19 protein-coding genes and 1 pseudogene are annotated in these 26,886 nt (G+C 73.0%); 15 read left to right on the top strand and 5 right to left on the bottom strand.

Annotated features, from left to right (window positions below; genetic code table 11):
* The first annotated feature begins 20 nt into the window (after positions 1 to 20).
* From OH807_RS36310 to OH807_RS36300, 3 genes are all read left to right on the top strand, one after another.
* Positions 21 to 2,282, top strand: coding sequence for a DUF6571 family protein (locus tag OH807_RS36310; protein ID WP_406208137.1), 2,262 nt, complete (start codon positions 21 to 23; stop codon positions 2,280 to 2,282).
* Between the two features lie 114 nt (positions 2,283 to 2,396).
* Complete coding sequence (locus OH807_RS36305; protein ID WP_406208134.1) at positions 2,397 to 3,083, top strand: hypothetical protein; 687 nt, start codon at positions 2,397 to 2,399, stop codon at positions 3,081 to 3,083.
* Between the two features lie 67 nt (positions 3,084 to 3,150).
* The gene (locus tag OH807_RS36300; protein WP_406211375.1) at positions 3,151 to 5,643 is read left to right on the top strand and encodes a DEAD/DEAH box helicase; all 2,493 of its coding nucleotides are present in this window, start codon (positions 3,151 to 3,153) and stop codon (positions 5,641 to 5,643) included.
* A 101-nt stretch (positions 5,644 to 5,744) separates the two neighbouring features.
* Here OH807_RS36300 and OH807_RS36295 read toward each other — a convergent pair whose 3' ends face one another.
* On the bottom strand, positions 5,745 to 6,608 hold the full coding sequence (locus OH807_RS36295) for a hypothetical protein (protein ID WP_406208131.1): 864 nt from the start codon (positions 6,606 to 6,608) through the stop codon (positions 5,745 to 5,747).
* Between the two features lie 226 nt (positions 6,609 to 6,834).
* On the opposite strand from OH807_RS36295, the gene bioB reads away from it, so the two are divergent.
* Genes bioB through bioD form a run of 3 tightly spaced genes read left to right on the top strand, consistent with a single transcriptional unit; the run spans position 6,835 to position 10,240 of the window.
* A complete protein-coding gene (bioB, locus tag OH807_RS36290; protein WP_406208129.1) occupies positions 6,835 to 8,139 on the top strand; it encodes a biotin synthase BioB in 1,305 nt (434 codons plus the stop codon).
* A gap of 23 nt (positions 8,140 to 8,162) precedes the next feature.
* Positions 8,163 to 9,503, top strand: a complete 1,341-nt coding sequence (locus OH807_RS36285) for an adenosylmethionine--8-amino-7-oxononanoate transaminase (protein WP_406208126.1) — start codon at positions 8,163 to 8,165, stop codon at positions 9,501 to 9,503.
* Entirely contained in the window at positions 9,500 to 10,240 is a 741-nt protein-coding gene (gene bioD / locus OH807_RS36280; protein WP_406208123.1) for a dethiobiotin synthase, read from the top strand. Before OH807_RS36285 ends, bioD begins: the two co-directional genes overlap by 4 nt.
* Positions 10,241 to 10,308: 68 nt before the next feature.
* Here bioD and OH807_RS36275 read toward each other — a convergent pair whose 3' ends face one another.
* The gene (locus tag OH807_RS36275) at positions 10,309 to 10,896 is read right to left on the bottom strand and encodes a hypothetical protein (protein WP_406208121.1); all 588 of its coding nucleotides are present in this window, start codon (positions 10,894 to 10,896) and stop codon (positions 10,309 to 10,311) included.
* Between the two features lie 303 nt (positions 10,897 to 11,199).
* Here OH807_RS36275 and OH807_RS36270 point away from each other — a divergent pair, with 303 nt between their 5' ends.
* Positions 11,200 to 12,552, top strand: a complete 1,353-nt coding sequence (locus OH807_RS36270) for an NtaA/DmoA family FMN-dependent monooxygenase (RefSeq protein ID WP_406208118.1) — start codon at positions 11,200 to 11,202, stop codon at positions 12,550 to 12,552.
* Positions 12,543 to 13,782, top strand: a pseudogene (locus tag OH807_RS36265) (LLM class flavin-dependent oxidoreductase). The gene OH807_RS36270 and the pseudogene OH807_RS36265 overlap by 10 nt, the downstream one beginning before the upstream one ends.
* 107 nt (positions 13,783 to 13,889) lie before the next feature.
* On the opposite strand, the gene OH807_RS36260 reads toward OH807_RS36265, so the two are convergent.
* Together OH807_RS36260 and OH807_RS36255 are read right to left on the bottom strand one after the other, a co-directional pair.
* A complete protein-coding gene (locus OH807_RS36260; RefSeq protein WP_406208116.1) occupies positions 13,890 to 14,360 on the bottom strand; it encodes a GNAT family N-acetyltransferase in 471 nt (156 codons plus the stop codon).
* A gap of 117 nt (positions 14,361 to 14,477) precedes the next feature.
* A complete protein-coding gene (locus OH807_RS36255; protein WP_406208114.1) occupies positions 14,478 to 15,185 on the bottom strand; it encodes a class I SAM-dependent methyltransferase in 708 nt (235 codons plus the stop codon).
* A gap of 599 nt (positions 15,186 to 15,784) precedes the next feature.
* Here OH807_RS36255 and OH807_RS36250 point away from each other — a divergent pair.
* The gene (locus tag OH807_RS36250; RefSeq protein WP_406208112.1) at positions 15,785 to 16,966 is read left to right on the top strand and encodes an ROK family protein; all 1,182 of its coding nucleotides are present in this window, start codon (positions 15,785 to 15,787) and stop codon (positions 16,964 to 16,966) included.
* Between the two features lie 133 nt (positions 16,967 to 17,099).
* Here OH807_RS36250 and OH807_RS36245 read toward each other — a convergent pair whose 3' ends face one another.
* Entirely contained in the window at positions 17,100 to 17,873 is a 774-nt protein-coding gene (locus tag OH807_RS36245; RefSeq protein ID WP_406208110.1) for a GntR family transcriptional regulator, read from the bottom strand.
* A gap of 293 nt (positions 17,874 to 18,166) precedes the next feature.
* On the opposite strand from OH807_RS36245, the gene OH807_RS36240 reads away from it, so the two are divergent.
* From OH807_RS36240 to OH807_RS36215, 6 genes are all read left to right on the top strand, one after another.
* The gene (locus OH807_RS36240; RefSeq protein ID WP_406208107.1) at positions 18,167 to 18,970 is read left to right on the top strand and encodes an exodeoxyribonuclease III; all 804 of its coding nucleotides are present in this window, start codon (positions 18,167 to 18,169) and stop codon (positions 18,968 to 18,970) included.
* A gap of 15 nt (positions 18,971 to 18,985) precedes the next feature.
* Entirely contained in the window at positions 18,986 to 19,396 is a 411-nt protein-coding gene (locus OH807_RS36235) for a hypothetical protein (protein WP_406211373.1), read from the top strand.
* 594 nt (positions 19,397 to 19,990) lie between these two features.
* Positions 19,991 to 21,304: a chloride channel protein gene (locus OH807_RS36230; RefSeq protein ID WP_406208104.1), complete on the top strand. Its 1,314-nt coding sequence runs from the start codon at positions 19,991 to 19,993 to the stop codon at positions 21,302 to 21,304.
* A gap of 1,590 nt (positions 21,305 to 22,894) precedes the next feature.
* On the top strand, positions 22,895 to 24,211 hold the full coding sequence (locus OH807_RS36225) for a DUF6271 family protein (RefSeq protein WP_406208101.1): 1,317 nt from the start codon (positions 22,895 to 22,897) through the stop codon (positions 24,209 to 24,211).
* A gap of 295 nt (positions 24,212 to 24,506) precedes the next feature.
* Positions 24,507 to 25,733, top strand: coding sequence for a SpoIIE family protein phosphatase (locus tag OH807_RS36220; protein WP_406208099.1), 1,227 nt, complete (start codon positions 24,507 to 24,509; stop codon positions 25,731 to 25,733).
* A 341-nt stretch (positions 25,734 to 26,074) separates the two neighbouring features.
* Positions 26,075 to 26,857: a BTAD domain-containing putative transcriptional regulator gene (locus tag OH807_RS36215; protein WP_406208096.1), complete on the top strand. Its 783-nt coding sequence runs from the start codon at positions 26,075 to 26,077 to the stop codon at positions 26,855 to 26,857.
* Positions 26,858 to 26,886: the final 29 nt, after the last annotated feature.

The raw sequence follows: 26,886 nt of genomic DNA, 5'->3' as shown, positions 1-26,886 counted from the left end.
CCGGGGGAAACCAGACCGCCATGGTGACGTTCAGCCAGCTCCAGCACCTCGACCTCGCCTCGCTCAACGGGGCAGCGGGCGACTTCGAGGCCATGGTCCGCAAGTGGGACCTTTCCACCAAGATGCAGAACGAGGTCATCGGCCCCGTCCAGCAGTCCAACTGGCACGGCCCCAGCGCCGAGCCCGCGCTCGCCTCGCTCACCCGCACCCGCGACCAGATCCACGCGGCCTTCGAGGAGGCCTCCGCCATCGCGCGGACGCTGCGTGAGGCGCACGACGAGCTCGCGGCCGCCAAGAAGGACCTGCAGACGGCCGTCCAGCACGCTGGCGCCAAGGGCCTCACCGTCGACGCCGAGGGCGGCGTGCACTGGCCGCCGGCCACCGACCCGGCAGACAAGAAGGACCCCGACTACGCCAAGAGCCAGCAGTCCAACGCCCAGGCCGCGGCCGACGAGATCGGCAAAGCACTCGACCGTGCTCGCGAGGCCGACGACGCGGCCACCGCGGCGCTCGCGGGCGACACGGGCACCGACTCCAACGCCTTCAACAGCAACCCCGTCGGCAGCCTCGCCGAGGCCGAGGCCAAGCAGGCCTCGGAGATCCTGAGCCTCGGCTCCAAGGCCACCGACGCCCAGCTCACCCAGCTCCAGACGCTGCTCCAGCACCACAGCGGCGACCCGCGCTTCGCCGCCGCCTTCTACGGCGGACAGGACCCGGCCACCTTCCTCGCCTCCTACGGCGCGATGGCCCAGAGCGGCGACTTCGCCAACAGCCCGGCCCGCAAGGACGCCATCAAGGGCATCCAGGACGGCCTCGGCCTCACCCTGGCCACCGCCACCGACGGCAAGAAGCAGCCGCACGTCTCCGACGAGTGGGAGCAGCGGCTGCGCAAGGCCGGCGGCGAGCAGATCCCGCTCGACCCGAAGGCCAACCCGAAGTCCAGCCCGTACGGCTACCAGATCCTCGGCAACATCCTGCGGCACGGCGACTACGACCCGCACTTCATCAACCCGATCGCCGAACACGTCACCCAGCTGACCAACGAGAACCCGGGCCGCTGGGACGCCGTCGCGGCGATGCACGGCTCGCCGTTCCAGGAGTTCCAGTTCACCGGGGTGACGGACGAGAAGGGCAACGTCCACGGCTTCAACCCGATGTCCTCCGTCCTGGAGGCCCTCGGCCACAGCCCCGAGGCGGCCACCAAGTTCTTCAGCGACCCGCCCACCACGTACAACCCGGACGGCACGGTCAAGAGCCACGGCGGCGAGAACAAGTACTTCGCCATGCTCACCGACAGCGGCGAGCGCTCCCTGCTGCGCGACATGCCCTACCCGCTGCGCCCCAACCCGGGCACGGCGGACGCCTTCGAGGTCGGCGCCCTCGGCCACGCCCTGGAGGCGGCAACGACGGGGCGGGCGTACGACGACGCCGACGCCCCGCTGGCCAAGCACACCCCGGAGATGTCCGCGCTCACCCACAAGATTTTCGACACGTACGGCAGCAAGGAGGGGCCGGAGCAGTTGCACGGCGAGAAGGCACTGTTCGGCGCCATGAACGGCAGCCTGGGCAATATCACCGCCGCCTACATGGGGGACGTCCAGGCCGCCCTCGAAGGCCCGGGCGCCCCGGCCGCGACCGGCACACCAGCCGATCTGAAGGACGCCCAGGTCCGACGGCTGCTGGACGTCCTGGGGCGCGACCCGGACGCCTACGCCTCGATAGCGGCCGGGCAGCAGGCGTACACCACGGTCCAGATCGAGGACGCCATCGCCAAGCACAGCCACGGCAGTCAGAGCGAAGTCCAGATGGCCGTCGAGAACGCCGTCCGTCCTGGCGGGCAGGTCACTGGTCTCATCACCGGTGCCATGGTGGATGAGGTGTACACCAAGCACGCCGCCGAGGACAAGGACTACAACGAGGCCGTCGACTCAAAGCGCGAAATCGCCGGCAAGGTATGGGAGTTCACCGGCGGGAAGGCGCTGGAGCGCGCTCCGGTGGCAGGCGAGGGCGTCAACTTCGTGGTGGACAAGATCATGGACGGCATCGCCGACAGCTACAAGGTCGACACCCACAACGAGGCGGACGACGAGGCGAAGGAGGCATTCGCCCAGTCCAACCACGGCGCACAGAAGGCTGTCATGGAGACGATCGACCGGGCAGCCGCGGGCAGCGGACTCGATCCCGCCTTCGTGGAGCAGCTCCGGCGCAGGGCCGGACAGGTCACGGACGACGGATACACCTCGGGTGTGGCCGGACCGAAGCCCCCGCCCAAGAGTGGCTGAGCCCCGGGAGGGCCGGACGACGATCAGCGTCGGGCACCTCCTTCCGCCGTCCCGGACGGCGCCCGGGACGGCTCCCCACTTCTGTGGCACTGACGACAAGGCGGTAAGCAGGCGATGACCGAAGAAATCCAGTCCGGGCCCACGCAGGGCATCGCCCAGGCTGCCATCGCGGAGGTGGAGGCCCGCTCGGCGCGGCGTCGGCGCAGGCTGCTGGTGGTGGGACTGCCGCTGACGGCGGTGGTCGCGGCTAGCTTGTGGGCGTGGCAGCCGTGGAACTCGGTGGACCTGCCGGAGAGCGCTTGCTGGTCGCTGGCAACCCGGGCGGACCTTGAGCCCGCCGCCGGGGACAACGGCCAGACGGTGGTCCGGGAGCAGGGCGATCCGGCCGGCGGGGCGAAGGCTCCGCTGTGCGTTGTCCACTGGAACACCTGGTACGGCAGGAAACTGCTCAGCGTCGGGGTGGAGCGGCCCGATCAGGCCGCGTTCGAGGCCGCCCGGCTCGGTCCTGCCGCCCGGCCGGACCAGCCACCGCGAGCGCTCGAAGCGGGTTCCGGCATCACCGGCTGGATCCGCCCGGACGCGAGCGTCGAGCTGCTGTACCGGTGCGACTACGCGGGCCAGGCCGAGGAACACTACCGCCGGGTAGTGGTCACCGGCACCGCCGCCGCGGGCAGCAGCGTCGACACCCTGAGGGCACCCCACGTGACCGTCGCCTGGCGCGCCGCGAAGGCGGCGATCGCCGGGGAGCACTGCACAGGCCTCGGCCTGGTGACCTCCCCGCCCGCCGTTCCCGCCAGGTGAGCGGCCCCGGGCTTTGCCCGGGGCTGTGGCGAGCAGGCAAGATAGCCGGGTGACCCTCCTTGATCTGATGCCGAAGCCCGCCACCCCCGACGCGCTGTACGAGACGTTCGCCGCCTGGGCGGAGGAGCGCGGGATCACGCTGTACCCGGCGCAGGAGGAGGCGCTGATCGAGCTGGTGTCGGGGAACAACGTCATCCTGGCGACGCCGACCGGCTCCGGGAAGAGCCTGGTGGCGGCCGGGGCGCACTTCGCGGCGCTGGCGGAGGGGAAGCGCACCTTCTACACCGCGCCGATCAAGGCGCTGGTGTCGGAGAAGTTCTTCGACCTGTGCAAGATGTTCGGCACCGAGCAGGTCGGCATGATGACCGGCGACGCGAGTGTGAACCCGACGGCGCCGATCATCTGCTGCACCGCCGAGGTGCTGGCGCAGATCGCGCTGCACGACGGGCCGCGGGCCGACATCGGCCAGGTGGTGATGGACGAGTTCCACTTCTACGCGGAGCCGGACCGCGGCTGGGCCTGGCAGATTCCGATCCTCGAACTCCCGCAGGCGCAGTTCCTGCTGATGTCGGCGACGCTCGGCGACGTCCGCCGCTTCGAGGAGGACCTGACCCGGCGCACCGGCCGGCCGACGACCGTGGTCCGCTCGGCGACCCGGCCGGTCCCGCTGTTCTACGAGTACCGCCGCACCACCATGCACGACACCCTGGAGGAGCTGCTGAAGACCGGTCAGGCCCCGGTCTACGTGGTGCACTTCACGCAGAAGGAGGCGGTGGAGCGGGCACAGTCGCTGATGAGCATCAACATGTGCTCGAAGGCGGAGAAGGACGCCATCGCCGACCTGATCGGCAACTTCCGCTTCACCACCAAGTTCGGCCGCAACCTGTCCCGTTTCGTGCGGCACGGGATCGGCGTGCACCACGCCGGCATGCTGCCGAAGTACCGCCGGCTGGTCGAACGCCTCGCCCAGGCGGGCCTGCTGAAGGTGATCTGCGGGACGGACACGCTCGGCGTGGGCGTCAACGTGCCGATCCGTACGGTGCTGTTCACCGCGCTCTCCAAGTACGACGGGGTGCGGGTGCGGGTGCTGCGCGCCCGTGAGTTCCACCAGATCGCGGGCCGGGCCGGCCGGGCCGGGTTCGACACCGTCGGGCAGGTCGTGGCGCAGGCGCCGGAGCACGTGATCGAGAACGACAAGGCGGTCGCGAAGGCGGGCGACGACCCGAAGAAGCGGCGCAAGATCGTCCGGAAGAAGGCGCCGGAAGGCTTCGTCGGCTGGTCGGAGGAGACCTTCGAGCGGCTGATCGCCGCGGACCCGGAGCCGCTGGTGTCCCGGTTCAAGGTGACCCACGCGATGCTGCTGGCGGTCATCGGCCGCCCGGGCAACGCCTTCGAGGCGATGCGCAAGCTGCTCACCGACAACCACGAGGACCGCTCGGCCCAGCGCCGGCACATCCGGTCCACGATCGCCATCTACCGCTCGCTGCTGGAGGGCGGCATCGTGGAGCGGCTGCCGGAGCCGGATGCCGAGGGCCGGATCGTCCGCCTCACCCTGGACCTCCAGGAGAACTTCGCCCTCAACCAGCCGCTCTCCACCTTCGCGCTGGCCGCGTTCGAACTGCTCGACCCGATGTCGCCCTCGTACGCGATGGACGTCGTCTCCGTCGTCGAGGCGACGCTCGACGACCCGCGCCAGATCCTCGCCTCGCAGCAGAACAAGGCGCGCGGCGAGGCGATCGGCGAGATGAAGCGCGACGGCATCGAGTACGAGGAGCGGATGGAGCGGCTCCAGGAGATCACCTACCCGAAGCCGCTGGAGGAGCTGCTCACCCACGCGTACGACGTGTACCGGCGGGCACACCCGTGGATCGGCGACCACGAGCTCCGGCCGAAGTCGGTGGTCCGCGACCTGTTCGAGCGGGCGATGACGTTCACCGACTACGTCGGCCACTACGAGCTGGCCCGTACCGAGGGCATCGTGCTGCGCTACCTGGCGGGCGCGTACAAGGCGCTGGAGCAGACCGTCCCCGAGGACATCAAGACCGACGACCTCAAGGACGTCATCGCCTGGCTCGGCGAGCTGGTCCGCCAGGTCGACTCCAGCCTGCTGGACGAGTGGGAGCAGCTGGCCAACCCGAGCGAGCCGCAGGCCGCCGAGGTGACCCTGGACGACAAGCCCGCGCCGGTGACGGCGAACGCGCGGGCCTTCCGGGTGCTGGTGCGCAACGAGCTGTTCCGCCGGGTCGAGCTGGCGGCGCTGGAGCACTACAACGCGCTGGGCGAGCTGGACGGCGAGTACGGCTGGGACTCCGACCGCTGGGCGGACGCGATGGACGGGTACTGGGAGGAGCACGACGACCTCGGCACCGGCCCGGACGCGCGCGGCCCGAAGATGCTGCTGATCGAGGAGGAGGACTCCTCCTGGAAGGTCCGGCAGATCTTCGACGACCCGGCGGGCGACCACGACTGGGGCATCAGCGCCGAGGTCGACCTGTACGGCTCGGACGAGGAGGGCCGGGCGGTGCTGCGGGTCACCTCGGTGAACCGCCTGGACGGCTGACCCGGCACGGCACCGGGCACGGCACCGGGCACGCCGTCAGGCATCGCGCGCAGAGGGGAGGGGCCCACCGGTCGGTGAGCCCCTCCCCTCTGCGCGCCGCGTCACATCCACATGAACGGTGCGCCGGCCGAGTAGGAGACGGCGCGAGTGGCCTCGTCCAGCAGCAGTTCCTGGCCCGGCGTCGGGCTCGCGACGGCCGGGGCCACGGGTGCGGTGGTGGTGGCCGCGGTGGGGCCGGCGGCGCCCGGGGTGGTGGCCGGACCCTGGGGCGAGGGCGTACCGCTGTGCTGCTCGGCCATCCGCGAGCTGGTGACGGTCACGTGCCGGCCGACCGCCTCGACGCGCTGTTCGGTGCCCGGCCTGGCGCTGCCGGCGGGCTGGGCGGGGGCGGTGGAGGCGTCCGGGAGGATGAAGGCGAGTGCACCCGGCTTGGCGCGCAGCACCTCGGCCGCCTTGGCGGCGGTGACCTGGTCGGGGAAGCGCAGCAGGGTGACGCTGCTGAGGACCGGCTTGTCCTGCCCGGCGAAGCTGACGGTCAGGTAGCCCTGGCAGCCGCTCTCGCGGAGCACCTCCTGGGTGCGGTCCTGGAGTGCCTCGGTGCAGTTCTCGCCCTGGCGGACGCCGGAGCGCCGGCCCTTGTAGGCGCCGACCTCGACCACCCGCTGGGCGGGGAAGAGGCTGTCCACGTTGAGGCCGTCCGCGTCGGCGCGGCTGCTCGGCGGCGGATTGCCGACGACGGGCGGGGTCTTGGTGGCGTCGTTGCTGGAGGGGCCGAGGCCGGGTATGAAGTCGCCGGGCGTCGGACGGGTGATGATCCAGCCGCCGGCGGCGACCACGCCGACCACCACGATCCAGCCCACCGCCCGCCGGGCGCCGAACCTCCTGGCCGGCCGCCGGTACCCGCCGGCGGGCTGGTCGGAACCGTGGTCTCCCGGTGACGGGGTGCGCTCCCCCTGCGTGGTCATGGCGCAGATTCTAAGCAACGCGCGGGTGGTGCAGATCACGGGGGCGGGCCTCCGGTGATCTTGCGCACTACCCGCCGGTAACCCGGGTGTCCGCACCCCCGTCCCACGACGTGACCTGCGCCACTACCGTGAGCTGCGACACTGTGACAACTCGCACATCCTCCCCGGGATCTTCTGGTGGGTTTCCTCTGGCGTCGCCTGTCGGCCACCAGGCAGGATCAGGCCCATGGATCTGCTCGATACCCTCACCGCCAAGGGCCTGCGCGGGGAAGCCCCCACCCGCGAGGAGGCACTCGCCGTCCTCGCCACCACCGACGACGACCTGCTCGACGTGGTCGCGGCCGCCGGGCGGGTGCGCCGGCAGTGGTTCGGCCGCCGGGTGAAGCTCAACTACCTGGTGAACCTGAAGAGCGGGCTCTGCCCGGAGGACTGCTCGTACTGTTCGCAGCGGCTGGGCTCCAAGGCCGAGATCCTCAAGTACACCTGGCTGAAGCCGGACCAGGCCACCGAGGCGGCGCGGGCCGGCGTGGCCGGCGGCGCCAAGCGGGTCTGCCTGGTGGCCAGCGGCCGCGGCCCGACGGACCGGGACATCGACCGGGTCACCGACACCATCTCCGCCATCAAGGAGGCCGACCCGGCCGTCGAGATCTGCGCCTGCCTCGGCCTGCTCTCCGACAACCAGGCCGAGCGGCTGAAGGCGGCCGGCGCCGACGCCTACAACCACAACCTCAACACCTCCGAGGGCACCTACGGCGGCATCACCACCACCCACACCTACGCGGACCGGGTGGACACCGTGCAGAAGGCGCACGGCGCGGGCCTGTCGGCCTGCTCGGGCCTGATCGCGGGCATGGGCGAGACCGACGAGGACCTGGTGGACGTGGTCTTCGCGCTGCGCGAGCTGGGCTCGGACTCGGTGCCGGTGAACTTCCTCATCCCGTTCGAGGGCACCCCGCTGGCCAAGGAGTGGAACCTCACGCCGCAGCGCTGCCTGCGCATCCTGGCGATGGTCCGCTTCGTCAACCCGGACACCGAGGTGCGGATCGCCGGCGGCCGTGAGGTGCACCTGCGCACGCTCCAGCCGCTGGGCCTGCACATCGCCAACTCCATCTTCCTCGGCGACTACCTGACCAGCGAGGGCCAGGCCGGACAGGCCGACCTCGACATGATCAAGGACGCCGGCTTCGAGGTCGAGGGCGCCGGCGAGGCCACCCTCCCCCGGCACCGCTCCGACATCGCCGCGGCCCCGGCCGGCGGCGGCTGCGGGACCGGCGGCGGCTGCGGTCCGTGCGGCGGCCACGCGAGCGCCCCGGACGGCGAGGCCGACGGACACGCGGGCGGGGCCTGCGGCGGGCACGTCCCGGCGGCGGCGCGGCCGGCCGAGCCGGTCACGGAGCCGGTCACGGAGCCGGTCGCGGCTGTTGGGGCGACCACGGAGGCGGCCGCGGCGAACCCGAACGACGAGCTGCGCAGCGACCTCGTCCGGGTCCGGCGCCGCGGCGCCGGCACCGAGCTGGCGCCCAACGCCTGACCACTGCAAGGGAATCCACCATCATGGCGCAGCCGCCCCAGCGGCCCGGCAGTACCCTGCCCACCGGCCCGCTCCCCACTGACGCTCTGCTCGCCCTCGACCGGGCGCACGTCTGGCACCCCTACGGGCCGATGCCGGGCACCGCCACCCCGTACGTGGTCGAGTCCGCGTCCGGGGTGCGGCTGCGGCTCGCCCGGCCGGTGGAGGGCCGGGACGAGCTGGTCGACGGCATGTCCTCGTGGTGGGCGGCGATCCACGGGTACGGGCACCCCGTCCTGGACGAGGCGGTGCGCGAGCAGCTCGGCCGGATGAGCCACGTCATGTTCGGCGGGCTCACCCACGAGCCCGCCGTCCGGCTGGCCGCCCGGCTGGTGGAGATCACCCCGGAACCGCTCCAGCACGTCTTCCTGGCCGACTCCGGCTCGGTGGCCGTCGAGGTCGCAATGAAGATGTGCCTGCAGTACTGGCAGTCGACCGGCCGGCCGGAGAAGCGCCGGCTGCTCACCTGGCGCGGCGGCTACCACGGGGACACCTTCCACCCGATGTCGGTCTGCGACCCCGACGGCGGCATGCACCACCTGTGGGGCGGGGTGCTGCCCGGGCAGCTGTTCGCGCCGCAGCCGCCGGCCGGCTTCGACGCTCCCCCGGACGCCGAGTACGCGGCCCGTTTCGAGGCGCTGATGGAACGGCACGCCGGCGAGCTGGCCGCCGTCATCGTCGAACCGGTGGTGCAGGGCGCGGGCGGCATGCAGTTCCACTCCCCCGCCTACCTGCGGATGCTGCGCACCCTCTGCGACCGGTACGGGGTGCTGCTCGTCTTCGACGAGATCGCCACCGGCTTCGGCCGCAGCGGTGCCCTGTTCGCGGCCGACCACGCCGGCGTCTCGCCGGACGTGATGTGCCTGGGCAAGGCGCTGACCGGCGGGTACCTGACGCTGGCCGCGGCGCTCTGCACCTCGGAGGTCGCGGACGGCATCAGCCGGGGCGAGGTGCCGGTGCTCGCGCACGGGCCGACGTTCATGGGCAATCCGCTGGCCGCCGCCGTCGCCAACGCCTCTCTCGACCTGCTGCTCGGGCAGGACTGGGAGGTCGAGGTGAAGCGGGTCGGCGCCGGGCTGCGGGAGGGCCTGGCGGGCGCCGCCGCACTGCCCGGCGTGCACGACGTCCGGATCCAGGGGGCCATCGGCGTGGTGCAGTTGGACCACCCGGTGGACGTCGGCGCCGCGACCGCGGCGGCCGCCCGGGAGGGCGTCTGGCTCCGCCCGTTCCGCGACCTGATCTACACCATGCCGCCGTACGTGACAGGAGACGAGGACGTGGCACGCATCGCGGCCGCGGTGACCGCTGCGGCGGTGGCCGGATGATCATCCCCCCGGTGCTCTTCGTGACCGGTACCGGCACCGAGGTCGGCAAGACGGTCGCCACGGCCGCCGTCGCCTCGGCCGCCGTCCGGGCCGGCCTGCGGGTCGCGGTGCTGAAGCCCGGGCAGACCGGGGTCGCCCCCGGCGAGCCGGGGGACGCCGAGGAGGTGGCGCGGCTCGTCGGCGCACCGCTCACGCTCCGCGAACTCGCCCGTTACCCCGAGCCGTTGGCGCCCGACACGGCCGCCCGCCGGTCCGGCCTGCCCAGCCTCACCCCGGCCCGGACGGCCACCGCCGTCGCCGAACTCGCCCGCGACCACGACCTGGTGCTGGTCGAGGGCGCCGGCGGCCTGCTCGTCCGCTACGACGAGGAGGGCCGTACGCTCGCCGACCAGGCGCTCGCCACCCGCGAGCTCGGCCTGCCCGCCCAGGTACTGCTGGTCGCGACGGCGGGCCTGGGCACGCTCAACACGACCGCGCTGACCGCGGAGGCGCTGGCGGCGCGCGGCCTGCCGCTGTTCGGCGTGGTGATCGGCGCCTGGCCCGGCTCGCCCGGCCTCGCCGACCGGTGCAACCTCGCCGACCTGCCCCGCTCGGCCGGCGCACCCCTGCTCGGCGCGCTCCCCGCGGGCGCCGCCGCGGCACCGGACTTCCCGGCGCTGGCGGCCGGCGCGCTGGCGCCGGCGCTGCACGGGCGGTGGGACGCCGAGGAGTTCGCGCGGACGCACCGGCCCCGGTAGCACCGCCGGGCGGCCGGCCTCGGTGGGGCCGCCCTCGGGGGCCGGCGGGCCCCGGCGGGGCCGGCCCGTCAGCCCTTGGGCACCGGGCCGGTCTTCCCGAGGGTGAGTTCGACGTTCGGCTTCTCGGCCTTGGGAGCGGAGATCCGCATCGTGGTGTACTCGCCGCCGGTCAGACCGCCGAGCGTCACCGTGGCGGGGTAGGCCGCCACACCCCCGGCGGCGTTGTTCTCCCACAGCCGGCCCGTGCCGGTGGCGGCCAGCCCGCCCCACCCCGTCCAGGTCAGGCCGTCCAGCTGCCCGGTGCCGGGGCCGCAGCCCACGGCGAGGGACCTGGGCGTGGAGAGCGGGTTGCCGTCGCACCCGTGGACCACCGGGACGACGTCGGCCGGTTCCGACGGCTCCGCCGGGGCGGACGCGGACGGCACGGGGGCCGGGGTGGTGGACTGCGGCGCGGCGGCTGCCGGGGTGGAGGGCGCCGGGGTGGAGGGCGCCGCTGTGCTGGGCGGTGCCGGTGCTGCGGTGCCGGAGGGCTCCGCCGTGGTCGTCCCGGCGCTGCTGCAGCCGGCCGCCACGAGCAGCAGGGCGAGCACGCCCGCCGCGAGGCCGGCCGTGGCGCGTCGTCGGGCGTGCGTCGCCCCCGTGGCCTGGTCTGTCATGGTCCCCCCGTCCGCCGGTGCTCCCCGGTCTTCGTCCGAGAAGCCCGCCCAGCGTACCGGTACGCCTCCCCCGCCCGGCGGCCGTACCCCGGTCCGGACGCCCGGGCTCCTTACTGCTGCGACGCACGGTCAACTCCGGTGGCTCTCACCCGACTCGGCGCCCCCGACGCCCTCCGCGGCCGCCCGCCCGGCAGTTCGTTTCCGCCCGTGAACAGTTGATTGCAGCTGTTGCCCCTGGTCACCGGGCCTGCGCAGGATGGGCCGGTCCCCCGAGGGTGGGGCGTCAGGAGGCGAGCAACCGTCGTGCCGGGTAAGCAGATTCACCTTGCCGCGTTCTTTCCCGGGATCGGGAGCACCACCGTGTGGTCCGATCCACGGGCCGGCAGCCAGATCGCGTTCGAGTCCTTCGCCCATCTCGCGCGGACGGCCGAACGCGGAAAGTTCGACTTCTTCTTCCTCGCCGAGGGCCTGCGCCTGCGCGAACACAAGGGGGAGATCTACGAACTCGACGTGGTGGGAAGGCCGGAGTCGCTGACGGTGCTCGGCGCGCTGGCCGCCGTCACCTCGCGGCTCGGGCTGGCCGCCACCGTCAACTCGACGTTCAACGAGCCCTACGAGGTGGCCCGGCGGCTGGCCACGCTGGACCACCTGAGCGGCGGGCGCGCGGCCTGGAACGTGGTGACCAGCTGGGACGAGTTCACCGGGGAGAACTTCCGCCGCGGCGGGTTCCTGGCGGAAGCCGGCCGGTACACCCGCGCCACCGAATTCCTGCAGACCGCCCGCGAGTTGTGGGACAGCTGGGCACCCGGCGACATACCCGCCGACCGGGCGGGCGGCCGGTTCGTCCGGGAAGGCGCCGGCGCCTTCGCCCACCGGGGCACGCACTTCGACATCTCCGGCCGGTTCAACACCCCGCGGCCGCCGCAGGGACACCCCGTGATCATCCAGGCCGGCGAGTCCCCGCAGGGCCGCGAGTTCGCCGCCTCCGACGCCGACGTCATCTTCAGCCGGTACAGCAGGATCGCCGAGGCCCAGGACTTCTACCGGGACGTGAAGGGCCGGCTCGCCGCGTACGGCCGCACGCCCGACCAGTTGAAGATCCTGCCCGCCGTCACCTACGTCCTCGGCGACACCACCGAGGAGGCGCACGAGCGGGCCGCCGAGATCCGCCGCGCGCAGACCGGCCCGGAGACGGCCATCGCCCACCTGGAGGCGATCTGGGGCCGCGACCTCTCCGGCTACGACCCCGACGGCCCGCTGCCCGACATCGACCCAGACCCCGACAGCCTGCTGCTCAAGGGCCACGCGCTGTTCCGGGTCGACCGGGCCGCGACCGCCAAGAAGTGGCGCGAGCTGGCCGAGGAGCGCGGGCTGAGCATCCGCGAACTCGTCACCGAAGTCACCGGACGGCAGACCTTCATCGGCACCGCGCGCGACGTCGCGGACGCGATGGACGAGTTCGTGCAGAGCGACGGCTCGGACGGCTTCGTCATCGCCCCGCACCTCACCCCGGGCGGCCTGGACGAACTGGTCGACCACGTGGTGCCGCTGCTCCAGGAGAAGGGCGTCTACCGCACCGACTACACCGGCCGCACGCTCCGCGACCACCTGGGGCTGACCGCCCCGCAGCAGCCGATTCGGGAGGCATCCGCGTGACCCGGCAGAACCCGCAGCTCCACCTCGCCGTCGCCCTGGAGGGCGCCGGCTGGCACCCCGCCGCCTGGCGCGCCGAAGGCTCCCGCGCCGACGAGCTGTTCACCGCAGGCTACTGGGCCGACCTCGTCACCGAGGCCGAACGCGGCCTGCTCGACCTCGTCACCCTGGAGGACACCCTCGCACCCCAGTTCGCGAGCTTCACCGGCCTCGACAACCGGACCGACCAGGTCCGCGGCCGGCTCGACGCCGTCCTCACCGCAAGCCTGATCGCACCGCTGACCTCGCGGATCGGGCTCGTCCCCACCACCAACGTCACCCACACCGAGCCGTTCCACCTCTCCACCGCCATCGCCACCCTCGACTGGACCAGCCTCGGCCGGGCCGGCTGGCGCGCCCAGCTCTCCGCCCTCGCCGACGACGCCACCCACTTCGGCCGCCGCACCACACCGCGGCTCACCGCGGCTCACCGCGGCCGACACCCTCGACTCGACGCTGATCTCGCTGCGCCTGCGGCCGCTCTTCGCCGAGGCCGCCGACGTGGTCGAGGTGGTCCGCCGGCTCTGGGACAGCTGGCAGGACGACGCCGAGATCCGCGACGCCGCCACCGGCCGGTTCGTCGACCGCACCCGGCTCCACCCGATCGACTTCACCGGCGAGCACTTCAGCGTCCGCGGACCGTCCATCACCCCGCGCCCGCCGCAGGGCCAGCCGCCGGTCGCCGTCCTCGCACACGCCGCCATCCCCTACGAACTCGCCGCCAAGGCCGCCGACCTGGTCTTCGTCACCCCGCACTCGCTCGCCGGCACGACCGCTGTCCTCGGCGAGGTCGAGGCGGCCAAGGCCGCCGTCGGCCGGCCCGCCGACCTGCCGCTCAAGGTCTTCGCCGACCTGCTGGTCTTCCTGGACGAGCGGCCCGGCGCCGCCGCCCGGCGCAAGGAGCGGCTGGACGAGCTGGACGGAGCGCCGCTCGGCTCCGACGCGGAGATCTTCACCGGCACCCCGGCCGAACTCGCCGACCTGCTGCTCGACCGGTACCCGGCCGGCCTGGACGGCTTCCGGCTCCGCCCCGGCGAACTCCCGCACGACCTCGCCGGGATCACCCGCGGGCTCGTCCCCGAACTCCAGCGGCGCGGCGCCTTCCGCACCGCGTACACGGCGGACACCCTCCGCGGCCACCTCGGTCTCCCCCGCCCGGCCAACCGCTACGCCGGCGCCGAGACGGCCGGGTAGCGGATCTCCGGACCGGGCCACCGGACCGCGAGCCGCCACCGGGCCGGCTCCCGGTCCGGCTCCCGGTCCGGTGGCGGCCTCAGCGTGCCAGGGGCTTGACCCAGGCCTCAGCGTGCCAGGGGCTTGGCCCAGCGGGTCCACTCCGGCTGGGGGCCGTAGCCGGCGGCCTGCCAGGTCCGTTGGCCGAGCCCGTTGTCGTCCAGCACCATCGCGTCGGCTCGGCGGCCGCCGAGCCCTGCGAACCGGGCCTCGGCGGCGGCCAGCAGGGCGGCGCCCACGCCACGGCGGCGGTGCGCCGGGTCGACCGCGAGGCGGTAGAGGTGACAGCGCCAGCCGTCCCAGCCGGCGATCACGGTGCCGATGATCCCCCCGGGAATGCCGGTGCCGGGCGCGGCCGCGGCGCCGGGGCCGGCCGCCGGGACGGCGACGATCAGGCACTCCGCGTCCCTGGCGAGCAGCGCGGCCACCCCGTCGGCGTCGTCCGTGATGCTCGTCCCCTTCGCCGCGCGGGCCCAGAGGGCGAGCACGGCGGGGATCTCGTCGGGGGTGGCGGGGCGCAGCACGATGTCGTCGGTCATGGCCGCGTGTCTACCAGGGCCTCCGGGCCGCCTGCTGGGAATTCCGGATCCCGGACGGCTCCCGGGGCCCGGGCCCGGTGCCCTTGGCGGTGCCGGCCCCCGGCACGGCGGGCGGTGTCAGCCCCGCGCCGCTGCCGCTGCCTGGTCGAGCCGCCAGACCGTGGTGGTCTTGAGCGCGGCGTCCTCCAGATCGGCGACCACCGGCACGTCGTAGGCGGCCAGCGCGGTGAACCGCTCGCGCGGCAGGTAGGCCCGCCCGGGATCGCCGACGATCACCACCGCACCGCGATCCCGCGCCCGCTCCAGGAACGGCAGGAACCGGGCGGCCATCGCGCGCTCGTAGAAGACGTCCCCGGCGAGCACCACCTCGGCCGGACCACCGTCGCCGTCCAGCAGGTCCTCCACCGCGGCGTCGACCCGGACGCCGTTCGCCGCCGCGTTGACCTCGATCGCGGCCACCGCGTAGGCGTCGATCTCGGCGGCCCGCACCGACCGCGCGCCGCACCGCGCCGCCGCGATCCCCACCAGCCCGGAGCCGGCTGCCAGGTCGAGCACCGTCCGGCCCGCGACCAGCTCCGGGTGGTCCAGCACGTACCGCGCCACACCGACCCCGCCCGCCCACGCGAACGCCCAGAACGGCGGTGCCAGACCGGATTCGCCCCGGGCCGCCTCGGTGGTCTCCCAGAGGGCGATGGCGTCCTCGGCCATGTGCAGGGTGACCTCGGGCACGAACGGGACGGGGGTCGGCCGGGTCTCGCTCCGCACAAAATCTCGGTCCGACGGCGCAGTTGCCCCGGAGGGAACATCCCGGGTCTCGTTCAGCATGTCCGCAGCATAGAGGCTCGGCAGGGGCCCGGCCGCCACGGCCGGACCGGGGCATCCGGCAGGCCGGGGTGTCCGGCGGGCCGGGCGGCGGGCTCGGCAGCAGGTCCGGCGAGGGTCTCGGCGGCGGGCTCGGCAGCAGGTCCGGCCGGATGACCGGCAAGGGGGTTGACGGGCTGACCGGCACCGTGGACGGCCCCGGCCCGACGGGCCCGCACCCGGCCGGGCCGGGCGCCCGCGCCGCGGGTGCTCCGTGGGGGCTCCGTGGGGCCGCTGTGGTGGTGCCGTGGAGGTACGGCCGGCTCCGCGGTCGGCGGGCGCGGGCCGCACCCGGATCACGCACCGCCACCCGGTGCGTACCATTTCGATACCGAAGCCGGGGTGAGCTGCGAAGATGCTCGCCCGCCGGGCCCGGGCCCGGGTAGCATCCGGCACATGCCCTCCGGGCCCGGCGCAGGCGTTCCGCGCTGTCGTGCCCATGGTCCGGGCGGCGGACTCTCGCGGAAAAATCGGCGGGCGGCACTCGGCGCCGGCAGCCGGTGACCTCCGCGCACTCGGCACCGCGCGCCAGGGCTGTCGCGCGAACGGCGAAGGGCAGCGTCTTGGCGGATCGGCTCACCGGAGGAGACTCCTCGCTGCTGCGACGGATCAACGCGGCGGTCACGCTTCGGGCGCTGCGGGCCGGTCACTCGGTGACCCTCACTCAACTGGTCGGGGACACCGGACTGTCCCGGCCCACGGTGGAGGGCGTGATCGAGGGGCTCGTCGAGACCGGGCTCGTCGCCGAGGTGGACCAGCCGCAGAACGGCGGCCCGGCCGGCGGCGCGGGGCGCCGGGGCCGGCCGGCCCGCTGGTTCCGGTTCCGCGCGGAGGCCGGGCACGTGCTCGGCATCGAGATCGGCGTCCACGACATCCGCGTCATCCTGGCCGACCTCACCGGCGAGGTGGTGGGCAGTCACTTCCGCCCGGTCGAGGAGACCCTCGACGCCGAGGAACGCCTCACCGTCGTCCGCAATGTCGTCGCGGAGGTGCTGCGCAAGGCCGGCGTCTCGCGCGACAACCTCTGGGCCGTCGGCGTCGGCACGCCCGGCATCGTCGACCGCGACGGCACCGTCCAACTCGGCACCGCCATGTCCGGCTGGACCGGCCTCGACCTCGGCGCCCGGCTGCGGCGCTCGTTCCGCTGCCCGGTGATGATCGAGAACGACGCCAACCTGGCCACCATCGCCGAGCACTGGCAGGGCGCCGCGGTCGGCGCGGACGACGTGGTCTTCGTGATGGCCGGTCTCAGCCCCGGCGCCGGCTCGCTGATCAACGGCAAGCTGCACCGCGGCTTCGGCGGCGCGGCCGGCGAGATCGGCGCCCTGCACCTGCTCGGCCAGGAGGTCACCCCCGAGCGCCTGCTCTCCACCACCGGCAAGCCGCTCAACCCGCTGGACGAGGCCGCCGTCGCGCGCGTCCTGAAGCTGGCCCGCGAGGGCGACGAGATCGCCAAGATCGCGATGGACCGCTTCCTCACCCGCCTGGTGCAGGGGGTCGCCGCCCTGGTGCTGGCGATCGACCCGCAGCTGGTGGTGATCGGCGGCTGGGCCGCCGGCCTGGACGGCGTACTGGAGCCGCTGCGCGAGCGGCTCGCCCAGTTCACCCTGCGCGCCCCGGAGGTGGCGCTGGCGGCACTGGGCTCGGAGGTCGTCGCGATGGGGGCCCTGCGGGTGGCGCTGGACCAGGTGGAGGAGCAGCTGTTCGCCGTCGACCCGCCGACGGGCGTGGGCGTCCGGGGCTGAGCGCCCCCGGGCCCCGCCCTCCCCTGATTTTCTCTGCCCCTCCTTCCCTCCCTTCCCCTCCCCGGGAACGGCTCGGGCCCGGACGCCTGTGGGTGCGTCCGGGCCCGAGCCTGAGGGTGTTTCGGAAAGTGGTTCAGGAGGCGGTGCGGACCGCGGAGGCGGCACCGACGGGGGTGACCTCGACCAGGCCGGTCTCACCGAAGGTGAGCTTGCAGGTGTCGGCGCGGTAGGTGGAGACGGCCAGCGCGACCAGGCGGCCGGCGGCGGCGTACTGAGTGGTCATGACCAGCACCGGCGAGCCCGGCGGGCGCTCCAGCAGCGCGGCCTCGCCGGCCTCGGCGACACCGAGCTCCACGGCGCGGGACTCACCGTCGACCTCCAGCCGCTCCAGCTGGCGCAGCACCGAACGGGCGCGGTCGCTCTCGGCGCGGAAGCCGGGCAGGTGCGGCAGCGCGGCGGCGGGCACGTGCAGCGACTCGGTGGCCATGTTCTGGCCCTGGACCATCCGCACCCGGCGGACGGTGTGCACGGTGGCACCCTCGGCGATCCCCAGAGCCTTGGCGAGCCGCTCGGGGGCCGGGGCGGTGGTGCAGTCGACCGTGCGCCAGGCCTGGCTGCGCGCGGTGCCCGGCCAGCCCTCCTCGTGCCGGTTGACCGGGACGCCGACCCGCGGGGCGGCGATCAGCGTGCCGATGCCTCGGCGGCGGACCAGCCGGCCCTCCAGCTCCAGCTGGTCGAGCGCCTGGCGCAGAGTGGCCCGGGCGACGCCGAAGCGGGCGGCGAGCTCGCGCTCGTTGGGGAGGACCTGCCCGGTGGAGAACTCCGTGTCGATGGCGCGGAGCAGCACCGTGCGCAGGTGCCAGTACTTCGGTTCCGGTACTGCCGCGAGCTTCCCTGTCGTTCCCACCGTGGCCTCCACCCTGTTTTGTCCGCCCTGCCGAAAGGAGGTCGGACCCGGCCCGCTGCCCGCTGTTGCGGCAGGTGGGAGAGCGGGCTTTATCCGTCCTTCTTTATTAAAGGTCTTTGCAGTAAGTGACCCTAGGGGCTGTGTCCGGAGATGGTCAAGACCAATGGCTCGGGTTGGTGCCGGCGTCGTACGGATTCATGCCGCGTTCACGACATTCCGACATCCGGACACACTCGCTCCCGTCCGGACGCGTCGCGCGCCGGGCACCCTGCGCCGCTCGGTAGGCTGCCCGGGTGATTGTGGTGACGAGTGTCAACGTGAACGGGATCCGGGCGGCCGCCAAGAAGGGGTTCGTCGAGTGGCTGGCCGGCACCGAGGCCGACGTGATCTGCCTCCAGGAGGTCCGCTGCGAGGAGGGGCAGCTGCCCGTCGAGCTGCGCGACCTGGACGGCTGGCACGCGGCCTGGGCCCCCTCGGCCGCCAAGGGCCGGGCAGGCGTCGCGGTGCTTTCCCGACAGGCACCCGAGCGCACGGTGATCGGATTCGCCTCGGAGGAATTCGACAATTCGGGCAGGTATGTCGAAATCGACCTCCCCGGGCTGACCGTGGCCAGCCTCTATCTCCCGTCCGGAGAAGTCGGCACCGAACGCCAGGAGGAGAAGGAACGCTTCATGGCGGAGTTCCTGACCCACCTCGGCGAACTCCGCACCCGCGCCGCCGCGACCGGCCGCGAGGTCGTCGTCTGCGGCGACTGGAACATCGCCCACCGCCCGGAGGACCTCAAGAACTGGAAGGCCAACCAGAAGGCCGCCGGCTTCCTCCCCGAGGAGCGCGCCTGGCTCACCCGCGTCTACGACGAGGCCGGCTACGTCGACGTGGTCCGCAAGCTCCACCCCGACCGCACCGGCCCCTACACCTGGTGGTCCTACCGCGGCCGCGCCTTCGACAACGACTCCGGCTGGCGGATCGACCTGCACTGCACAACTCCCGGCATCGCCGCCAAGGCGGTCGAGGCCCACGTGGAACGCGCTTCCTCCCACGCCGAGCGGTGGTCCGACCATGCCCCCGTGACCGTGCACTACGACCACAAGGGCTGACCACATCGGAGCACTCTGGCCCGGTGGGCACGCGAACGCCCGCTGTCCGACTGGCCGCTGAAACTGCCGGCAGATGCCCGGCATGCCGGCTACCGCCTCTCCGATCCGGAGGCCCGACCGCCGAAACAGCTCTTCCTCGACTGGGAGGTGAGCGCGGTGGATCCGGCCGCCGAAATGTTCGAGAACGAGGTTGGTGACGGTGCTCTCGCAGACCGGGCAGGTGTGTCAGTGCCGGCGGGGCGGCCACCAGGGGTCACACCCGGTGCGGCGGGGTGCTGCAAGTCGGTCGGGTTGCATGCCGCGGGTCGATGGCCCACAGAGGGTGGACTCCGCCGGGGTGGGCGTGCGGGCGGCAACTCGGCCCCGGGCTGCCCCCTCGGCTCACCGATACAGCGTGCCAGTCCGCCCTACCCACGCACCGAGTGACGGTCTACCTAACCGTTCGTCGTTCTGACCGGCGCAGCCCTCTTCAGCGGCGCCGTCCGGGCACGTGTCATCGGCGCGGTAGTCGCCGGCCTCGGTATGATCGCCAACTTCCTGTGGCTGCCGTACTACCCGTTCTGGGCCATCGTGCTGATCGCCATCGACATCTTCGTCATCTGGGCGCTCTGCGCCGGAATGACCGGATCAGCCTCTCGGGTTTGGTCTCGTCGCCGCCGGCCCGCTCCGAGCGAGAGGCGCAGCACTGACCGACAGATCGCCTCCGTTCGGTCCGAGCCACCGGACCGCTCGGGCATACGGGTGCTTTCGGTCGGAGCTGCGGCGTCGTAGCGGCCGAACACGCACGCCCCGTGCGCAGGATCTCCCGTATGGAGACATCCTCGCAGCACCGACGATCGTGGTGGTCATGGCGGTCTGGGCGTCAGGCGGGTCCACCATGCCTGCTCAGGGAAGGCCCGGCGGTGCAGGGCGCGCGTGCGTTCCGCCTGCTTGCCACATCGGGCTGCAAGGTCTCGGGTTAGGAAGGCGTTGGTGACGACACCGCCCGATCCTCTTGCGCTGGTGCGGTCCAGGAGCTACGTGGCGCTGCTGGTGCTTGCCGCGATCATCGGCGTTCCCGTCTCGGCAGCGGCCTACTTCTTCCTCGCCCTGGTCAGCGAAATGCAGGGATGGATCTTCACCAGCCTGCCGAAGGCCCTGGGATTCCACGGCGAACCCCTGTGGTGGCCGATTCTGCCGCTGCTGCTGGCCGGCGTGCTGGTCGCGCTGACCATCCGGTACCTGCCCGGCGCGGGCGGGCGTTCACCAGCCGACGGCTTCAAGGCGGGCGAGGGCCCACCACCCGCCATCGACCTTCCCGGCATCGTACTCGCGGCCTTCACCACCCTGAGCCTGGGCGTGGTTCTCGGGCCCGAAGGACCTCTGGTCGCCCTCGGCGCAGGGCTCGGCGCCCTCGCGGTCCGCCTCGCCAAGCGGGATGCGCCGCCCAGAGTCCAGTCCGTGCTGGCCGCCGCAGGCAGCTTCGCCGCGATCAGCACCCTCCTCGGCTCGCCCCTGACCGGTGCCTTCCTGCTGATGGAGGCCTCCGGCCTGGGCGGCGCCATGATGCAACTCGTGCTGGTACCAGGTCTGCTGGCCGCAGGCGTCGGATCCCTCATGTTCGTCGGCCTGGACGCCTGGACCGGCCTGGGCACCTTCTCGCTGGCGATTCCCGGTCTGCCGCACGTCGGTGCGCCCACCGGCACCGAATTCCTGTGGGCCGTGGCGATCGGGATCATGGCCGTTCCGGTCGGCTCCGGAATCCGCCGGCTCGCCCTGATCCTGCGGCCCTATTCCGAGCGGTGGATCGTGCCGGTCACCGCAGCGGTCGGTCTGGCGATCGCGGGTCTGGCGATCGCGTTCGCCGCAGCCACCGGCAAGAGCTCCTCCGAGGTGCTGTTCTCGGGGCAGTCCGCACTCGGCCCGCTCATTGCCAACAGCGCCGGCTACACCGTCGGAGCGCTGCTGCTGCTCATCGTCTGCAAAGGGCTCGCCTACGCAATGTCGCTGAGCTGCTTCCGCGGTGGCCCGACCTTCCCAGCCCTGTTCATCGGGGCAGCCGGTGGCATCGCACTGTCGCACCTGCCGGGGCTGCCGCTCGTCGACGGCGTCGCCCTGGGCATCGGCGCGATGTCCGTCGTCATGCTCAGACTCCCGCTGACCTCCGTCCTCCTGGCCACCCTGCTGCTCGCGTCGGACGGCCTGGCGGTCATGCCGCTGGTCATCGTGGCAGTCGTCGTGTCATATGTGCTCTCCGCCAGACTCGCACCGCCCCCGCCTCAGGGAACCCCTTCTGCCACGACAGCGCCCCCCGAACCGCACGAACCGAACCGCCGGCCTGATCGCGCGGCCTGATCGCGTCACTCGCGGCCGGGAACCGCCGTCGGCGCGGTAGTCGCACCGCTGCCGGCAAACCGACCGACCCGGCCCGAACGCCTGTCGGCGAACGTCCAGACAGCGGCCGCTCCACCCACAGGGTGACCGGGCGCAGCGGAAGCGACTGCCGCCCGGTGCCCGGCAGCCACAGCCGCGCACCGGCGGGCAGCTCACGCAGGAACGGGCCGAGCCGCGAGGCAACGGACTCGCCGTCCAGTTCGACGAGTTGATCGTGCGCCAGTGGACGGTCCGCACAGCTCACCTGCCAGTCGTCCTCCTCGGCCAGGAACGCCCGCCCGGCGCCGGTCAGGACGCGCACGCGCCCGCGCGGGCCGTGGGCCGTGGGCGGTCGGTGTGCTGCCGGCGAGGTCCGCGGTGAGCGTTACCCGCTCGACCAGCGGCCCCGGCAGCAGCGGCACGCCGAGACCCAGTCCACGGGCCAGCAGGTCGGCCGGCTCGCCCGCCTCGGGGTGCCGCCGGTCCGTGCGGCCGGGAGACGGCTTCGCACTGGCGGCCCGGGAGTGATCGAACGGATAAGCCGAACACGCTCGGCGATCGATTCGATGCACAAAGTATCCATGGCGGCGGCTTCTCGCCAGGAGCGAAACCGGGACGGCGCCCCGCACCGACGCGCCACAATGGTGCGTACACATCCGTACCCCCGGGCCACCGCCGGGCCTCCGACGGCCCGCTTCGGGTCGAGCCGGACAAGCACAGGGAGCACCCTCAGGAGGGACGTACCGAACGGAAGGCCGCCGTCTGCGGTGGGCGATCCGGTCGGCAGGTCGGGGGATGACAACACGGATGCCGAGTCGGCGCACGTGCCGGCGGATGGGGCGGGACGAATAGGCGTGGTAGGCAAGTGCGATGTCGGGGCGACCCTGAGTACGAACACCGCAGGGTGAAAATGTGCACGGTCGCCGCCCGGCTCCTGGGGAGTTGGCCGGTGGAACTCTTCGGTGCGGAGGTGACCGCGGCCCGACCGCCCGGGCTGGGGGTCGGGCCCGCGAGGGTCCGGATCGGACCACCCAGCCCCCGCGCATGGCCGTCAATCACCGTGCACCACCGCTGCGCAGGCCGCAGGCTCGGGCGTCGCTCCTGGCGACGCCCGAGTGAGGGCAGGGGTGCCTGCCCGATGGGGCAGTGTCGGTGGGTGCCGCCCGGTACCGGAAAGCATCCCGTTGACACCGAAGTTGGTCTAGTCCACCGTGGTGGAGCAAGGCCGTCCACAGGAGTCCGGCCGGAGCCCCCGCGACCCGGGACCGGCACCGCGCGGGGCTCAGCGGCTCCCTCAACTCGACTGCTTCACAAACGGTTTGACTGAGGCACGCGGCATGGCCATGCCTTGATCCCCCGGGCGGGCACCAGGGGCCGACGATCGACGGGAGACACCGCATGCGCAGGACCTGCCGGGAGCGGGGATCCCTGGCGCGCGGGGCCCGCCCGAGTTCCCCGGCCGGGCACTCCCTCGACCGAACAGGCCGGGGCCGTCGGCGAGCCGCACGCCGGCGTCAGCTCAACCACCGCTTTCTGTCACACCTTTGACGATCAGACGGAGAACTCCACACCATGCAACGAGTCTGCCTCGGGCTGCCCACCATGCGTCCCTGCCCCGACACCATCGTGGACCTCGCCGAGGAGGCGGCCTACGCCGTCGCGACCTTCGGGGTCGAGGTGCACCTGCTCGTCCTCGACACCACCGATGCCGCCGACTTCGCGAAGAACGCGGACGCCGTGGCCTCGCTGTCCCCCACGGACGGCGTGTTCGTCCACCACCTCGGCAACGCGGAGCAGCGGGACTTCCTGCGCCGGGTGGCCGAGCGCTCCGGCGCCGCCGACCCCGAGCTGCTGCTCGACCTGATGCTCCCGGACGCCGTCTCGTACGGCTCCTGCGTCAACCGGGTGTTCCTGGGCGCGGCCGCCCTGGGCTGCACCTCCACGCACCTGCGCAACGACGACTTCGACTTCCAGGTCGTCGACGGCCGGAAGATGTTCCCGATCCACCAGGAGCTGCTCTCGATCGGCCGCCCGGCCGGCGACGTGGTGGCCGACGTGACCCGCTCCGAGCTCGACCCGGCCGACGCGGAGAAACCGGTGATGCTGGTCAGCGGCTCCTTCATCGGCGAGCTCAACGTGGACATCGGCGAGATCCACGAGCTGGACCCGGCCGTCTACCGCGACCTGGTCCGCCTGTGGACCCCGCCGGTGTGGTCGGACGAGGACCGGGACGCGATGGTGGACGTCTCCTTCAAGGGCGCCGGCTCCGAACCGTTCGACAGCGACGACTCCGTCCTCGGCGTGCCCGACATCTGGGACGTCTACATGTGCAACATCGCCCTGGACCACCGGGCCTACGAGGTGCTGCCGCTGCTGCCCTCGATCGAGACCATCGGCACCGACTACGCCCTGCTGCACGCCCTGGTCCACTCCCGGCTGCCCGGCGTCGTGCACAACCGCCACATCGTCAACTACTACACGCCCGAACGCCGCATCGGCGCCGGCTTCATCTCCTACCAGCTGCGGTTCGTGAAGTTCCTGCTCTCGATGCTGTACCTCTACCCGGTCTACGGCGGGATGATCGACCTCGGCCGCGGGCTGCTGGACGAGCAGCACGGCCTGAAGGTCGAGCCGATCCTCGACCTGGTGCGGGGCAGCATCGAATGGGACCGCGCCGGGAACGAGCACTGCCTGGACGTCCTGGACGTCTCCTACCGCAAGCTGGGCGGCAAGTACGCCGAGCTCGCGGACGTGGTGGCCGGCCGGCGGCAGCAGCTCCTGGACGAGGCGCAGGCGGACGCCGAGCGCTGGGCGGTGCTGGTGGAGGCCTGGGCGGGGATGGCGGCCGCCGCCCGCACCGAGGGCCTGACCTCCGGCGCGGACGCCTGAGTCCGCTGCGCCCGGTGACCGGCTGCGGTCAGTGACCGACTCCGCCCGGTGACCGACCGCGATCAGCGATCCGATGGTCGTTCCGGCCCCCGGCCGGGCCCCCGGCGCCGTCGGCCGGGGGCCCGGCTGGCGCGGTGTGTCCGGATCGCAGATGGTGGCAGGGAGGGTGCCACAGCTGTCGGAGGCGTGCGATGGACAAGGAAGTCGGGCGGCGGTCGCCGATCGCCGCGGGCGGCCGCGGCCGGAGCCGGTCCGTCGGCCTGCGCCGCGGGCCGGTGAACCGGGCCGCGGGACCATGAACATTCCGCCCGTCGACTACGGGGCGGTGTTCCACGCGCTGCCCGGCATGGTCGCCGTCCTCACTCCGGGCCTGGTGTACGTCGACGTCAACGAGGACTTCGCACGGCTGTCCGGCCGCACGCGCGAGCAGCTCATCGGCCAGTACCTCTTCGACGTGTTCCCCGACAATCCGAACGATCCCGCCGCCACCGGCAGCCGCAACCTCATGACCTCCCTCCGGCGGGTCCTGGTGACCGGCGAACGCGACACCATGGCCCTCCAGCGCTACGACGTCGAGGCCCCCGGCAGCCCCGGCGAGTGGGAGGAGCGCTACTGGAGCCCGGTCAACGTCCCCGTCCTCGACGCCGGGGGCGAGGTGGTGCTGCTCGTCCACCGCGTGGAGGAGATCACCGAGCTCATCCGGGCCCACGGCCTGCCCGAGGGCGACCGCGCCCGCGTCCTGGAGGCGGAGCTCTACACCCGTGCCCACGAACTGCAGGAGGTCAACGAGCGGCTGCGCGAGGCCCACGCCCGCGAACGGGAGGTCGCCCTCGCCCTCCAGGAGGCCATGCTCCCCGTTCCCCGTCCGCTCGAACACCACCTCGCCGCCGTCCGCTACCGGCCCGCCGCCGACGCGCTGAACGTGTGCGGCGACTGGTACGACCTCGTCGAGCTGCCGGAGAACCGCCTCACCGTCGCCGTCGGTGACGTGGTGGGCCACGGCCTGGCCGCGGCCGGGGTCATGGGCCAGCTGCGCAGCGCCCTCAGCGCGGCCTCGCGGGTAGCCGTCGGCCCCGCCCAGGCGCTGGATGTGCTGGGCCTCTACGCCCGCTTCGTCGACGGCGCCGAATCCACCACCGCCGCCACCGCCTTCGTCGACTGCGACGCGCGCACCATCACCTACAGCAGTGCCGGCCACCCGCCGCCCGCGCTGCTGCGCGGCGGGGGCACCGTCGAGTTCCTCGACCGGGCCACCGACCCGCCGCTCGGCGCCCGCCCCGAGCACCAGCCGCGGCCGCAGGCCGTCACCGGCTTCGCCGACGGCGACACGCTCGTCCTCTACACCGACGGCCTCATCGAGCGACGGCACGAGGACATCGACACCGGCCTGCAACGGCTCGCCGACGCGCTCGTCCGCCACCGCCACTCCGATCCCGACGCCCTCGCCGACCTCGTCCTCGGCGAACTGCTCCCGCCCGGCGGCGCGACCGACGACACGGCCCTCGTCATCGTCCGGCTCTGACAGCGGGCGCCGAAACCGCCGCACCACCGCCACCGACAGCGCCGGACGCATGCGCAGGGCCCCCGGGCACGGCGGGCCGTTCCGGCCGGACCTTCCGGGGATCGCACCCGTACCGGCTGCGGCGCGGCGGTTTCGGCAGCACCGTTCCCATCGGTGGGGCGACGGCTTATGATCACGCGCATCGCGAGCCGCGGACTCCTGTTCGAACAACCGGAGTTCGCGTGAGCTGCCCACAAGGTCCGTAGCTCGGGGGAGATATGCGCTACACAGTTCTTGGGCCGTTGGAGGTTTTCGACCGGGGCACCGTTGTGCCCATCGAACGGCCGCGCAGGCGTGCGGTGTTGACGTACCTGCTGCTGAACGCCAACCATCAGGTCTGCATCGAGCAGCTGGTGGACGCACTCTGGGGCGAGCGGCCGCCGCGCAGCGCCCGCGGGCAGGTGCACACCGCCGTGTCGGCCCTGCGCAAGCTCCTCCCGGGGGCTGCCGACGGGGACGGGCGCGGGGAGGACGCCGGTCCGCTGGCCTCGCTGGCCGGCGGTTACCGGCTGTCGATCGGCCGGCACGACCTCGACACCGTGGACTTCTGCCGGGAGGTGGCGGAGGCCCGGCGGCTCACGGGGCTCGGCGAGCACGCGCAGGCCGTCCGGCACTTACGGACCGGGCTCGGCCTGTGGCGGGGCGGCGCGCTGATCGGGATCGACGCCCCGTTCGTGGAACCGTTCCGGGCCCACCTGGAGGAGGAACGTTTCGCCGCCCATGAGCTGCTGGCCGACATCGAACTCGGCGCCGGGCGGCACCACGAACTGATCCCCGAACTGACCGCCCTGGTCGACCGCTACCCCGCCCGGGAACGCCTGGTGGAGCAGCTCGTCCTCGCCCTGTACCGCAGCGGACGGCAGACCGACGCACTGGCCGTGGCCCGCCGCCTGCGGGCGCTGCTCGCGGACGAGTTCGGGCTGGACCCGGGGGCCGCCCTGGTGGAGCTGGAGAACGCCGTGCTGCGCGGCGACCCGGCGCTGCTGGGCCCGCGTCGGCACACCCGCGCGGGCCTGCCGCGGCGCCCCCGGCTCTGTTGCCACCCGACCCGCACCCCTGCACACCATCGGCGCACCGGTCACTGACCGGTCACTGACCGACCGCCGGCCCGGCA

It is taken from the genome of Kitasatospora sp. NBC_01560, from assembly GCF_045208415.1.
In the GTDB taxonomy this organism is placed as follows: domain Bacteria; phylum Actinomycetota; class Actinomycetes; order Streptomycetales; family Streptomycetaceae; genus Kitasatospora.
Note: the sequence above shows the minus strand (reverse complement) of the source record. Positions and strands in the feature narration are given on the sequence as shown.